Here is a 12,722-nt window from a genome sequence, read left to right as displayed (position 1 = left end):
GGTCAGCCTCCGTCGCCGTCGTTGACCATGACGTGGTACAGCGCGTCGGCGTCCGGCGCAGCACGCAGGGCGTCGCGCAGATCGGCCCGGTCCAGCTTGCCGGCCAGCATCTTGAGGATCTGCAGGTGTTGTTCAGTGGCCTCTTGGGGGACCAGCAGGACGAAGATCAGGTCCACGGGCTGGCCGTCCAGGGCATCGAAGTCAATCTTGCCGTCCAGCTGCAACAGCGCGCCGATGGCCTGGTGACAGTCTTCGAGACGACAGTGGGGAATGGCGATGCCGTTGCCGAAGCCGGTTGAGCCGAGCTTCTCGCGGGCAATCAGGTTTTCATAGATGGCGTCAGGATCCAGGTTGGTGTGCTGGGCAACCAGTTTGCCGATCAGCTCCAGCACACGTTTTTTGGATCCCCCCTGAACGCCGGAGAAGGTGCGTTCAGGGGTCAGGATATGGTCAATTTGCATGTTGGCGCAGTGTTATCGGACGTTTGCGCCTTGTTGGCGGTCAATGTGCTTTTCCTTGTGCTTGATCAGTTGGCGATCAAGCTTGTCGGTCAGCATGTCGATGGCGGCGTACATATCGGTGTGCTCAGCCAGGGCTACTACCTCGCCACCGGCGATGTGCAGTGTGGCTTCGGCCTTTTGCCGGAGTTTCTCAACTTCGAGGGTGACCTGGACGTTGGTGATTTTGTCGAAATGCCGCTCCAGACGGGCCATTTTCTCAGTGACGTAATCGCGCAGTGCGTCAGTGATGTCGAGTTGGTGACCGCTAATGTTCAGTTGCATACGGCGTCTCCTGATTGGCTTGTTGTTGCAGGGTGATCTTCCGTCACCCGGTGGTGCCACTGCATGATCCCTGAACTGGATCTTTGCCTTGACCGACAACCGGTCGGCAGGCGCTAGACCAGTCTCTTGCGTTCGCTCGATGGCGCGATATTGAGCGACTCGCGGTACTTTGCGATGGTCCGGCGGGCCACTTCGATGCCCTGCTCTTCCAGTAAACCAGCGATCTTGCTGTCACTCAATGGTTTCTTTGGGTTTTCTGCTGCAACCAGCTTTTTGATCAGTGCGCGGATTGCTGTGGAGGAGAATTCTCCACCTTCGCTGGTCCCGACGTGACTGGAGAAGAAGTACTTGAGCTCAAAGATACCGCGCGGAGTGTGCATGTACTTTTGCGTGGTGACCCGCGAGATGGTCGACTCATGCATGCCGACGGCCTCGGCAATGTCATGCAGCACCAGTGGTTTCATCGCTTCTTCGCCGTGCTCCAGAAAGCCGCGCTGGTGCTCGACGATCTGGGTGGCCACCTTCATCAGGGTTTCGTTGCGGCTTTGCAGGCTTTTGATGAACCAGCGCGCCTCCTGCAAATTGTTGCGCAGGTAGGTGTTGTCTTCGCTGGAGTCGGCGCGGCGGACCATGGACGCATAGTGACCGTTGACGCGCACCTTGGGTACCGCGTCTTGGTTCAGCTCGACCACCCAGCGGTGGCTGTCGCGGCGCACGATGACGTCGGGAATGACGTACTCCGCCTCGCCGGAGGCGATTTCCGAGCCGGGGCGGGGGTTGAGTGTCTGGATCAGGCTGATGGCGTCTCTGAGCTGCTCTTCCTTCAGCTTGCTGCGGCGCATCAGCTGGGTGAAGTCGCGGTTGCCGAGCAGTTCCAGATGATCGCGGATCACCCTGGTAGCTTGCTCCAGCATCGGTGTGTCGTCCGGCAGCTGGCGGATCTGCAGCAACAGGCATTCGCGCAGGTCACGGGCGCCTACACCAACCGGTTCGAACTGCTGGATGCGGTGCAGCACCATCTCCACTTCATCGAGCTCGGCTTCCAGCTCTTCGGGCAGGGAGGCGAGGATATCCTCGAGTGACTCTTCGAGGTAACCGTCGGCGTTGATGCCGTCGATCAGCGCGGTAGCGATCTGGTAGTCGGTCTCGGACATGGGCAGCAGATTGAGCTGCCACTCCAGGTGGCTCTGCAGCGTTTCGCCGGTGCCAGTGCGCGAAGTGTAGTCCCAGTCTTCGTCATCCTGGCTGGGCAGGGAGCTGGCGGAGGTCTGGTAAACGTCTTCCCACTGGGTGTCGACCGGCAGCTCGTTGGGGATGGCTTCGTTCCAGTTGCCTTCCTGATCACCCTGGGTGTGCTGGTCGATGGAGTCCATCGAGACCGGCTCGGGCAGGGTCACCGCTGGTGCATCATCGTCGCCGCTATCGGCGCTGGCGTTGCTGCTGTAGTCGTCGTCACCCTCATCGGCCATTTCCAGCATGGGGTTGGCTTCCAGGGCCTCCTGTACCTCCTGCTGGAGGTCGAGACTGGACAGCTGAAGCAGTCGGATGGCCTGCTGCAGCTGAGGTGTCATGGTCAGCTGCTGCCCCATCTTGAGGACGAGCGAGGGTTTCATTGTGTTGCGAAATACCTTGTGCGCTGGTTCAAACCGTTGGTTTGGACATGCTGATGTCCATTTGCCGGTAGCATGCCTGAAATACGGGGGCTTTTATAGCCGGAAGGCATGGCCCAGGTATACATCTTTCACCGTCTGGTCAGCCAGCACGGTCTCGGCATCCCCTTCGGCGATGATGTGGCCATCGTTGACGATGTACGCCTTGTCACAGATATCCAGGGTTTCGCGCACATTGTGATCGGTGATCAGTACGCCGATGCCCTTGTCCTTGAGGTGCTGGATGATCTGTTTGATGTCGCCGACGGAGATCGGGTCGACGCCCGCAAAGGGCTCGTCGAGCAGGATGAAGCTGGGGTCGGTGGCCAGGGCGCGGGCGATCTCGGCGCGCCGTCGCTCGCCGCCGGACAGGCTCATGCCGAGGCTGTCGCTCAGGTGGTGAATGTGAAATTCGCGCAGCAGCGATTCCAGCTTGCCTTCTCGGGCCTGGCGGTTCAGGTCCTTGCGGGTTTCGAGGATGGCCATGATGTTGTCGGCCACCGTCAGCTTGCGAAAGATCGAGGCTTCCTGCGGGAGGTAGCCGATGCCCTCGCGGGCGCGACCGTGCATGGGCAGGCGGGTGACGTCTTTACCGTTGATGGTGACCGTGCCCTGGTCTGCCTTGACCAGCCCGACAATCATGTAGAAACAGGTAGTCTTGCCGGCGCCGTTGGGGCCAAGCAGGCCGACCACCTGGCCGCTGTCGATGGAGACTGACACGTCGCGCACGACCTTGCGTGCCTTGTAGGCCTTGGCCAGGTGTTGGGCGTGCAGGGTGGTCATGGTGTGGCCGGCTCTTCGTTGCTGCTGTCGTTGCCACGGCTGCGCGGCTGGATGACGATCTCGATGCGTCCGCCGCCGCTCTGGCCGCCGTTGGCGCTTTCGCCGCCACGGCCGGCATCGACCACCTGGCGCGGAATGTCATAGCTGACATAGTCGCCCTGGAAGGTATTGCCTGACTGCTCCAGAAAGGCCTCCTGAATCAGGATGATGGTCTCGCGATCAGCGTGATACTCGATGGTTTGCGCGCGGGCCTTGACCGGTGGCTTTTCTGCTTCCGGTGTCTGCTGATAGGTCGCCGGGCTGCCGTGGGTGACCATGCTGTTCAGCTCGCCGTTGGCATTGGTGCTCAGCGTGACGCGACCGCCAGTCAGGCGCATGCTGCCCTGGGTGATTATCACGTTGCCGGTATACACGGCTGTGTTGCGCTTGTCGTCCAGGGTGGCTGAGTCAGCCTGGATACGAATCGGCTGACTGCTGTCGCTCGGCAGCGCGAGGGCGTGGGTGGCGCAGCCAGCCAGCAGGGTCAGGGCAAGGAGGGAGTTAACGCACCTCATATTGGCCTCTTACTGTGGACAGCAGCTGCAAGCGGCCGTCATTGAGAAATAGTTGCATGCCCTCGGCAGTGGTCACACTGCGAGCGGCCTCGATTCTAACGCGTTGATCGGTTTCGGCGTAGTCACGGCGTGGATACAGTGTGAGCGCCGAGGTGGTCAGCTGTCGCTGCGGCTGACCATCGGGTTGTTGTTGCAGCAGTACGTCGGTTTCGAGGTCTACCCGGTCTCCCTTTTTCGTAACCAGTCCCTGGTCGGCTTTGAGTAGCCAGGGCGTCGGGTTCTCGCCGCGGAAGAACAGCAGTTCAGGCTGCTGCAGACGGGTGCTGCCGTCTTCGATCTGGTGCACCGCATGTGCGGCGGTCAACTGGTAGGCAATCTTGCCTTGCTCGTCCAGCATCTGGATGCGCGCGTTGTCGATATAAAAGTCGGGGCGGGCGTTGCTTTGCTCGACGTCCGCCGGCGCAAAGCTGCCCGGGCTTATGTTCCAGTAGCCCACGGCCAGCGCCAGCGCGGCGCCGGCAGCCAGCAGCAGGCCAAGGGTCAGGTAGCGCGGCAGCCCCAGCTTCACAGGTAGGCTGCCTGTGCCTGTTCGAGCGTGCCCTGGGCGCGCATGATCAGCTCGCAGAACTCGCGCGCGGCGCCTGCGCCGCCGACGGCACGGGTAACGCCGTGGGCGTGTTCGCGCACAAAGCCATCGGCGCTGGCGACGGCCATCCCCAGGCCGACCCGACGCATGACCGGCAGGTCTGGCAGGTCGTCGCCCAGGTGCGCGATCTGATGCATTTCAACCGGGATGATCTGGCGCAGCTCGTTCAGTGCGGTGAGTTTGTCCTCGCGGCCCTGGATCAGGTGCTTGATGCCCAGGTTGGCGGCGCGGCGCTCGACCAGCGGCGATTTGCGCCCGCTGATGATGGCTGTCTCCACGCCTGAGGCCATCAGCATCTTGATGCCGTGGCCGTCGAGCGTATTGAAAGACTTGAACTCGGTGCCATCAGGCATGAAATACAGACGGCCGTCGGTCAGCACGCCGTCAACGTCAAAGATGGCCAGGCGGATTGCCTGGGCACGTTCATGCAGTTTGTCCATGTTCTGGCTCACACTACCCCCGCGCGCAGCAGGTCATGCATATTCAGGGCGCCCACTGGGCGGCCGTTGCTGTCGATCACAAACAGGCCGTTGATGCGCGCGTCTTCCATTATCTTCAGGGCTTCGGCGGCCAGCATGCCGGCACGGGCAGTCTTGCTGCCACGGGTCATCAGTTCGCCGATGCTGACACGCTGAAAGTCGATGTTTTGATCCAGGGTGCGGCGCAGGTCGCCGTCGGTAAAGATGCCAACCAGCTCGCCCTGCTCGTCCTCAATGCCGGTCAGGCCCAGGCCCTTGCGGGTCATCTCCAGCAGCGCGTCGCGCAGCGGCACGTCCGGGCGTACCAGCGGCATGCTGTCGCCACTGTGCATGATGTCGTCGACCAGCAGCAACAGGCGGCGGCCGAGGCTGCCACCGGGGTGCGAGAACGCAAAGTCTTCGGCGCTGAAGCCGCGGGCCTCAAGCAGGGCGATGGCAAGTGCATCGCCCATGACCAGGGCGGTGGTGGTGCTGGACGTGGGGGCCAGGTTGAGCGGACAGGCTTCCTGCTCGACGCCGGTGTCCAGATTGGCCACGGCGGCCAGCGCCAGGGTTGACTCGGCATTGCCGGTCAGGCTGATCAAGGGCGCGCCCAGACGCTTGATCAAGGGCAGCAGGGTGACCACTTCGGCGGTATTGCCGGAGTTGGACAGCGCGATGACCACGTCCTCGGCGGTAATCATCCCCATGTCGCCGTGGCTGGCTTCACCGGGGTGAACAAAGAATGCCGGTGTGCCGGTACTGGCCAGCGTGGCGGCCAGCTTGCGCCCGACATGGCCGGATTTGCCCATGCCGGTCACCACCACGCGGCCGCGGCAGGCGAGCAGGGTGTCACAGGCGGTACTGAAGGGGGCACCCAGGCGCTGCAGCAGGGAATCGACGGCGTCGCGTTCCATGCTGATGGTGCGGCGGGCAGAGGCTATGTAGTCAAAATCGGCCATGGAATGTCTGTCGGTGGTCGCTGAGCCGGCAAGTATAGCGGTTTGTCTTCGCCAACTCACCCATGGACAACGAAGCCTGAGGGATTATCCCCGGTTCGGGGTATCCCCCGCATTCGCGGCTTGGGCTGCTCTCGGCGCTCTGCTATATTACGCGGCTTGATTTTGCCCTAGGACTGGGCATGACCGTTAAAGGCCCAGGCACCCCATGAATGACGCGTCGGATTATATAGTTGAGCTGAAGAACATTACCTTTCGGCGCGGTAGCCGGGTGATCTTCGACAACGTGGATATTCGCATTCCGCGCGGCAAGGTGACCGGTATCATGGGGCCTTCAGGCTGCGGCAAGACTACGTTGCTGCGTCTGATCGGTGCTCAGTTGCGCCCGGATAGCGGTTCTATCTGGGTGGATGGACAGAATATTCCCGAGCTGGGTCGTGAGCAGCTATTTGCCGCCCGTCAGCACATGGGCATGCTGTTCCAAAGCGGTGCATTGTTTACTGATCTGGACGTTTTCGAGAACGTCGCCTTCCCGCTGCGCGTTCACACCGACCTGCCCGAAGACATGATTCGTGACATTGTGTTGCTGAAACTCGAGGCCGTGGGGTTGCGCGGTGCGCGCGCCTTGATGCCGGATGAACTGTCCGGCGGCATGAAGCGACGAGTGGCGTTGGCGCGCGCGATTGCGCTGGATCCGGCGTTGATGATGTACGACGAGCCGTTTGTCGGCCAGGACCCGATTTCCATGGGGGTGCTGGTGCGTCTGATTCGCCTGCTCAACGATGCGATGGGGCTGACCAGTATTGTGGTCTCCCACGACCTGGCGGAAACCGCCAGCATTGCCGACTACCTGTATGTGGTCGGCGACGGGCAGGTGCTGGGGCAGGGTACGCCAGAGGAGCTGATGAACTCTGACAACCCGCGCATTCGCCAGTTTATGCAGGGTGAGCCGGACGGTCCGGTGCCTTTCCACTACCCGGCACAGAACTATGTGCAGGACTTGATGCAGACGGAGAAAGACGCGTGAGCCTGGTCGACAGGGTGGTACTGCTCGGACGGGCAGGTCTGGATACGCTGGCCGCGCTGGGTCGCTCGGGCCTGTTTCTGATCAATGTGCTGTTTGGCCGTGCCCGCTTCGGCAATGGCTGGACACTGCTGGTCAAGCAACTGCACGCCGTGGGCGTGATGTCGCTGGCGATCATCGTGGTGTCGGGGCTGTTTATCGGTATGGTGCTGGCCCTGCAGGGGTACAACATCCTGGTCGGCTACGGCTCGGAGCAGGCGGTCGGCCAGATGGTTGCCCTCACGCTGCTGCGCGAACTGGGACCGGTGGTTACCGCCTTGCTGTTCGCCGGGCGTGCAGGCTCGGCATTGACTGCCGAGATCGGCCTGATGAAAGCCACCGAGCAGTTGTCGAGCATGGAAATGATCGGTGTCGACCCGCTCAAGTACGTTATTGCCCCGCGCCTGTGGGCTGGCTTTATCTCGATGCCACTGCTGGCGATGGTGTTCTGCGTTGTCGGCATATGGGGCGGTGCGATGGTTGCGGTTGACTGGCTGGGCGTCTATTCCGGGTCCTACTGGTCGAACATGCAGAACTCGGTCGAGTTTACCGAGGATGTGTTGAACGGCCTGATCAAGGCCGTGGTCTTTGCCTTTGTCGTGACCTGGATCGCCGTGTTCCAGGGCTACGACTGCGAGCCAACCTCCGAAGGCATCAGCCGGGCGACCACGCGTACCGTGGTTTACGCCTCGCTGGCTGTGCTGGGGCTGGACTTTATTCTGACTGCACTGATGTTTTGATTAGCCAAGGAACCTGTCATGCGTACCCGTAACCTGGAACTGATTGTCGGCGTCTTTATTCTTGCCGGCTTGCTTGCGTTGGCGGTATTGGCGGTGCGCGTCAGCGGCCTGACGGCCACCAGCACCGGCAGCACCTACAGCGTGCATGCCTACTTCGACAATGTCGCGGGGCTGACGCCGCGCGCCAAGGTCACCATGTCCGGCGTGACCATTGGTCAGGTGACAGCCATCAGCTTCGACAAGAACCGTTACAGCGCGCGGGTAGACTTGGCGATTGACAGCAAGGTCGACACCTTGCCGGCTGACAGCACTGCCTCGATCCTCACCGCCGGCCTGCTGGGAGAGAAGTACGTGGGTATCTCGGTCGGTGGCGACGACGAGCTGCTGGTGGATGGCAGCGAGCTGTACGACACGCAGTCGGCACTGGTGCTGGAGGAACTGATTGGTCGGTTCCTGCTCAATACGGTAAGCAAGGACGACTGATCCCGGTCGGCCTTTCAGGAGAAACAAGTTATGCGTTCGATCATCAATGCCTTCGTCGCCCTGGGTCTGCTGCTGCCGGCTCTGGCGCACGCCAACGCGACCCCTCAGCAAATTGTCGAGGATACATCCAACAAGGTTATGGCGGTGCTGGACGCCAACCGCGAAACCTACCGTAACGATGTCGAGGCCTTTACCGAAGGTCTGAACGAAGTGCTGGAGCCGGTCGTCGACTTTGATGGTATCGCCCGCAGCGTAATGACCGTGCGCTACAGCCGCAGTGCCACCGATGAGCAGATGCAGCGTTTTATCGATACCTTCAAGCGCAGCATGGTGCAGTTCTATGGCAACGCCCTGCTGGACTTCCAGAGTGGTGAGATCAGCGTGCTGCCGGCCAACAGCCGCGAGCCACGTCCGGATCGCGCGAGCGTCGACATGCAGGTCAAGGCTGGTGATGGTCAGGTCTACTCTGCCACCTATACCATGTCGCTGGTGGATGACCAGTGGAAGGTGCGCAATGTGATTGTTGAAGGCATTAATATTGGCCTGCTGTTTCGTGACCAGTTCGCCCAGGCGATGAAAACCCATCGCAACGACCTGGATGCGGTCATCGACAACTGGGGCAGCGTGGTTGCCCAGTCCCGCGAGACCGTTGAAAAAGAGACCGAGCAGTGAGTCAGGCGCGCCTGCAGGTCGATGCCGACGGCGTGTTGCAGCTGGCCGGCGAGCTGGACTTTGTCAGCGCACCGCTGCTACGCGAGCAATTGCTGGCCGCCGTCGAGTCGGGCCAGGGGCCGTTGGTGCTGGATTTTGCCCAGGTAACCCAAGCCAATAGCGTGGCGCTGTCGCTGCTGCTGCGGGTGGCCGAACAGGCGTCGCGCAGCGCCCGTGAGCTGCAGGTCCGTGCTTTGCCCGCTGGCGTGCAGAGCATGGCGCGGGTGTGCGACCTGGAAGACTGGCTGCAGCAGCACACTCAGCCGCCAACCTAATCGAACAGGGTGTATCGCAGTCGCGGTGCGCCGCAAGGAGTATTCAGCAAGATGCAATCTACCGAAGTTAAAACGCTGATCGAAAGCAGCCTGTCTGACACCCGGGTCGAAGTGGAGGGTGAAGGCTGCAACTTCCAGCTCAACCTGATCAGCGATTCGCTGGCCGCGCTCTCGCCGGTCAAGCGTCAGCAGCAGGTGTACGCACTGCTTAACCCCTACATTGCCGACGGTCGTATCCACGCCGTTACCATGAAGTTCTACACCCAAGAGGCCTGGGCGTCGCGCGCCTGAGGTCTGGAGTACGTACCGCAAATGGACAAACTGATCATCACCGGCGGCAATCGCCTGGACGGGGAAATCTGGATTTCCGGAGCCAAGAACTCGGCTCTGCCGATCCTCGCTGCCACGCTGCTGGCGGATGAACCTGTCACCATCTCCAACCTGCCGCATCTGCACGACATCACCACCATGATCGAATTGTTCGGTCGCATGGGAGTCTGCCCGGTCATTGATGAGCGCCTGGGTGTCGAAGTCGACCCCACCCGTATCAGTACGCTGGTGGCACCCTACGAACTGGTCAAGACCATGCGTGCCTCGATTCTGGTGCTGGGGCCGATGGTGGCGCATTTTGGTGAGGCCGAAGTGGCGCTGCCGGGCGGCTGCGCGATTGGTTCGCGTCCGGTTGATCTGCACATCCGTGGCCTGGAAGCCATGGGGGCAACCATTACCGTAGATGGCGGCTACATCAAGGCCAAGGCGCCCGAGGGTGGCCTGCGCGGCGCGCACTTCCTGTTTGATACCGTGAGTGTGACCGGCACCGAGAACATCCTGATGGCGGCGACTCTGGCCAAAGGCAAGTCGGTCATCGAAAACGCGGCGCGCGAGCCTGAAGTGGTGGACCTGGCTGAATGCCTGATCGCCATGGGCGCGCAAATTACCGGTCACGGCACCGATACCATTACCGTGCACGGTGTCGAGCGCCTGCATGGCGCACGTTATTCGGTGATGCCTGACCGCATTGAAACCGGCACCTTTCTGGTTGCCGCTGCGGCAACGCGCGGTCGGGTCAAGCTCAAGGGCACCGACGCCGGCATTCTCGATTCCGTGCTGCTCAAGCTGGAAGAGGCGGGCGCCCATATCGAGACCGGCAAGAACTGGATCGAGCTGGACATGAAGGGCAATCGACCGCGTGCCGTCAACCTGAAGACCGCCCCTTATCCGGCGTTTCCGACTGACATGCAGGCCCAGTTTGTTGCCATGAACGCGGTTGCCGAAGGTACCGGCACCGTGATCGAGACCATTTTCGAAAACCGCTTCATGCACGTTCAGGAAATGAACCGCATGGGCGCGCGTATCCTGGTCGAGGGTAATACCGCCGTTGTCACCGGTGTAGAGCAGTTGAAGGCGGCGCCGGTGATGGCCACGGACCTGCGCGCCTCCGCCAGCCTGGTGATTGCAGGTCTGGTAGCAGAGGGCGAAACCATGGTCGATCGCATCTACCACATTGATCGCGGTTACGAATGTATTGAAGAGAAGCTGCAAGCCCTGGGCGGTATCATCCGCCGGGTCCCAGCCTGACAGAGAACTTTCATGAGCCAGACCCTGACCATTGCCCTGTCCAAGGGGCGCATCCTTGACGATACCTTGCCACTGCTCAAAGAGGCCGGTATCGAGCTGACCGAGGATCTGGAAAAGAGCCGCAAGCTGATTTTCCCGACCACTGACCCGACTGTTCGCCTGCTGATTGTGCGCGCCACGGATGTACCGACCTACGTGGAGCACGGCGCCGCCGACCTGGGGGTGGCCGGCAAGGACGTGCTGCTGGAATACGGCAGCCAGGGGCTGTACGAGCCGCTGGATCTGAAAATTGCCAACTGCAAGCTGATGACCGCGGGCCCGGTGGATGCGCCGGAGCCGACCGGTCGCCTGAAGGTCGCGACCAAGTTCGTTAACGTCGCGCGTCGCTATTATGCCGAACAGGGCCGTCAGGTTGATGTGATCAAACTGTACGGGTCGATGGAGCTGGCACCGCTGGTTGGCCTGGCGGACAAAATCATCGATGTCGTCGACACCGGCAATACGCTCAAGGCCAATGGTCTGGAGCCGCAGGAGCTGATCGCCCACATCAGTTCGCGCTTGATCGTCAACAAGGCTTCGATGAAGATGAAGCATGCACGCATCAAAAGCTTGATCGATCTGCTGGCCGAGGCTGTCGAACGCCGCAGTGCCTGATTCTGACTCTGAACCCGTCTCCCTGTTTCCATGAAGGTATCCCTATGAGTACGCCGTTGAAAATCGCCCGTCTGAACGCCAATCAGAGCGATTTTGCCGAGCATCTGGATGCTTTGTTGGCCTGGGAAGGGGTCTCTGACAAGGCGGTCAACGACCGCGTCGAAGAAATCATTGCCGCCGTGCGCGCTAACGGTGACGCCGCCTTGGTCGAGTACACCGAGCGGTTTGACGGCCTGTCTGTGGACAGCATGGCTGACCTGATTCTCGATCGTAAACGTCTGGAGCTGGCCCTCGAGCGTATTACCCCCGAGCAGCGCGAAGCGCTGGCGGTAGCTGCCGAGCGAGTACGCAGCTACCACGAACACCAGCGCCAGGACTCCTGGCGCTACACCGAGGCCGATGGCACCGTGCTGGGGCAGCAGATCACGCCGCTGGATCGCGTCGGTTTGTACGTGCCGGGCGGCAAGGCATCCTACCCGTCGTCAGTACTGATGAACGCCATTCCTGCCAAGGTCGCCGGTGTGCCGGAAGTGGTCATGGTCGTGCCGACCCCGCGTGGTGAAATCAACGAACTGGTGCTGGCGGCGGCCTGTCTGGCCGGGGTTGACCACGTGTTCACCATCGGCGGTGCACAGGCCGTTGCGGCGTTGGCTTACGGCACGGAAAGCGTACCGCAGGTCGACAAGATCGTCGGCCCCGGCAACATCTATGTCGCCACCGCCAAGCGCGCGGTGTTCGGTCAGGTGGGCATCGACATGATCGCCGGTCCGTCCGAGATTCTGGTGGTCTGCGACGGTCAGACCGACCCTGACTGGATTGCCATGGACCTGTTCTCGCAGGCCGAGCACGATGAAGACGCTCAGTCCATTCTGCTGTCGCCGGATGCTGACTTCCTTGATGCGGTTGAAGCCAGCCTGAATCGGCTGATCGGTGAGCTGGAGCGCGACGCCATCGTCCGTGTCTCGCTGGAGACCCGCGGCGCGCTGATCAAGGTGGATGATCTGCAGCAGGCCTGTGTGTTGACCAACCGTATTGCACCGGAGCACCTTGAGCTGTCGGTGGCCGATCCGGAAGCACTGTTGCCGCATGTGCGCCACGCTGGCGCCATCTTCATGGGGCGTTACACCCCCGAGGCACTGGGCGATTACTGCGCCGGCCCCAACCACGTCTTGCCGACGTCCGGTACCGCGCGTTTCTCCTCGCCGCTGGGCGTCTACGACTTCCAGAAGCGCTCCTCGATCATCTTCTGCTCGCCGGAAGGGGCCTCGGAGCTGGGTAAGACTGCATCCGTGCTGGCCCGTGGCGAAAGCCTGACCGCCCACGCGCGCAGCGCGGAGTACCGCATTAAGAACTAGCGGCAAGCTTCAAGCTGCAAGCGACAAGCTGA

At 61.5% G+C, this 12,722-nt stretch carries 17 protein-coding genes; 9 read left to right on the top strand and 8 right to left on the bottom strand.

Annotated features, from left to right (window positions below):
• Positions 1 to 2: 2 nt before the first annotated feature.
• The 8 genes from ptsN to ASB58_RS12280 form a co-directional block, all read right to left on the bottom strand.
• Complete coding sequence (ptsN, locus tag ASB58_RS12315; protein ID WP_096003161.1) at positions 3 to 461, bottom strand: PTS IIA-like nitrogen regulatory protein PtsN; 459 nt, start codon at positions 459 to 461, stop codon at positions 3 to 5.
• Positions 462 to 473: 12 nt separating this feature from the next.
• Positions 474 to 782 carry a ribosome hibernation promoting factor gene (gene hpf / locus ASB58_RS12310; protein WP_083728964.1) on the bottom strand — a complete coding sequence of 103 codons (309 nt, stop codon included), beginning with the start codon at positions 780 to 782 and terminating at the stop codon, positions 474 to 476.
• Between the two features lie 113 nt (positions 783 to 895).
• On the bottom strand, positions 896 to 2,395 hold the full coding sequence (locus ASB58_RS12305; RefSeq protein WP_096003160.1) for an RNA polymerase factor sigma-54: 1,500 nt from the start codon (positions 2,393 to 2,395) through the stop codon (positions 896 to 898).
• Between the two features lie 93 nt (positions 2,396 to 2,488).
• The gene (lptB, locus tag ASB58_RS12300; RefSeq protein ID WP_096003159.1) at positions 2,489 to 3,214 is read right to left on the bottom strand and encodes an LPS export ABC transporter ATP-binding protein; all 726 of its coding nucleotides are present in this window, start codon (positions 3,212 to 3,214) and stop codon (positions 2,489 to 2,491) included.
• Positions 3,211 to 3,768, bottom strand: coding sequence for a lipopolysaccharide transport periplasmic protein LptA (gene lptA / locus ASB58_RS12295; RefSeq protein WP_096003158.1), 558 nt, complete (start codon positions 3,766 to 3,768; stop codon positions 3,211 to 3,213). The genes lptB and lptA overlap by 4 nt, the downstream gene beginning before the upstream one ends.
• Complete coding sequence (lptC, locus tag ASB58_RS12290) at positions 3,755 to 4,336, bottom strand: LPS export ABC transporter periplasmic protein LptC (protein WP_181977927.1); 582 nt, start codon at positions 4,334 to 4,336, stop codon at positions 3,755 to 3,757. Before lptC ends, lptA begins: the two co-directional genes overlap by 14 nt.
• On the bottom strand, positions 4,333 to 4,854 hold the full coding sequence (locus ASB58_RS12285; RefSeq protein ID WP_118131053.1) for a KdsC family phosphatase: 522 nt from the start codon (positions 4,852 to 4,854) through the stop codon (positions 4,333 to 4,335). Before ASB58_RS12285 ends, lptC begins: the two co-directional genes overlap by 4 nt.
• Positions 4,855 to 4,862: 8 nt before the next feature.
• Positions 4,863 to 5,834 carry a KpsF/GutQ family sugar-phosphate isomerase gene (locus tag ASB58_RS12280; protein ID WP_096003155.1) on the bottom strand — a complete coding sequence of 324 codons (972 nt, stop codon included), beginning with the start codon at positions 5,832 to 5,834 and terminating at the stop codon, positions 4,863 to 4,865.
• Positions 5,835 to 6,039: 205 nt separating this feature from the next.
• Between ASB58_RS12280 and ASB58_RS12275 the strand changes: the two genes are divergently transcribed.
• From ASB58_RS12275 to hisD, 9 genes are read left to right on the top strand one after another with little or no spacing between them, the layout of a single operon-like run.
• A complete protein-coding gene (locus ASB58_RS12275) occupies positions 6,040 to 6,858 on the top strand; it encodes an ATP-binding cassette domain-containing protein (protein ID WP_096003154.1) in 819 nt (272 codons plus the stop codon).
• Positions 6,855 to 7,634 (top strand): lipid asymmetry maintenance ABC transporter permease subunit MlaE, encoded by a 780-nt coding sequence (gene mlaE, locus ASB58_RS12270; RefSeq protein ID WP_118131052.1) that lies wholly within the window; start codon positions 6,855 to 6,857, stop codon positions 7,632 to 7,634. Before ASB58_RS12275 ends, mlaE begins: the two co-directional genes overlap by 4 nt.
• A gap of 18 nt (positions 7,635 to 7,652) precedes the next feature.
• Positions 7,653 to 8,117, top strand: coding sequence for an outer membrane lipid asymmetry maintenance protein MlaD (gene mlaD / locus ASB58_RS12265; RefSeq protein ID WP_096003152.1), 465 nt, complete (start codon positions 7,653 to 7,655; stop codon positions 8,115 to 8,117).
• Between the two features lie 30 nt (positions 8,118 to 8,147).
• A complete protein-coding gene (locus tag ASB58_RS12260; protein ID WP_096003151.1) occupies positions 8,148 to 8,789 on the top strand; it encodes an MlaC/ttg2D family ABC transporter substrate-binding protein in 642 nt (213 codons plus the stop codon).
• Complete coding sequence (locus tag ASB58_RS12255; RefSeq protein WP_118131051.1) at positions 8,786 to 9,103, top strand: STAS domain-containing protein; 318 nt, start codon at positions 8,786 to 8,788, stop codon at positions 9,101 to 9,103. The genes ASB58_RS12260 and ASB58_RS12255 overlap by 4 nt, the downstream gene beginning before the upstream one ends.
• A 51-nt stretch (positions 9,104 to 9,154) precedes the next feature.
• On the top strand, positions 9,155 to 9,394 hold the full coding sequence (locus tag ASB58_RS12250) for a BolA family protein (RefSeq protein ID WP_096003149.1): 240 nt from the start codon (positions 9,155 to 9,157) through the stop codon (positions 9,392 to 9,394).
• Positions 9,395 to 9,415: 21 nt separating this feature from the next.
• The gene (murA, locus tag ASB58_RS12245; protein ID WP_118131050.1) at positions 9,416 to 10,681 is read left to right on the top strand and encodes a UDP-N-acetylglucosamine 1-carboxyvinyltransferase; all 1,266 of its coding nucleotides are present in this window, start codon (positions 9,416 to 9,418) and stop codon (positions 10,679 to 10,681) included.
• 12 nt (positions 10,682 to 10,693) lie between these two features.
• Complete coding sequence (gene hisG / locus ASB58_RS12240; RefSeq protein ID WP_096003147.1) at positions 10,694 to 11,335, top strand: ATP phosphoribosyltransferase; 642 nt, start codon at positions 10,694 to 10,696, stop codon at positions 11,333 to 11,335.
• 44 nt (positions 11,336 to 11,379) lie between these two features.
• Positions 11,380 to 12,690 (top strand): histidinol dehydrogenase, encoded by a 1,311-nt coding sequence (gene hisD, locus ASB58_RS12235; protein ID WP_118131049.1) that lies wholly within the window; start codon positions 11,380 to 11,382, stop codon positions 12,688 to 12,690.
• Positions 12,691 to 12,722 lie beyond the last annotated feature (32 nt).

It is taken from the genome of Pseudomonas abyssi, assembly GCF_003444685.1.
In the GTDB taxonomy this organism is placed as follows: Bacteria; Pseudomonadota; Gammaproteobacteria; order Pseudomonadales; family Pseudomonadaceae; genus Halopseudomonas; species Halopseudomonas abyssi.
This window is presented reverse-complemented; position numbering and strand designations above follow the sequence as displayed.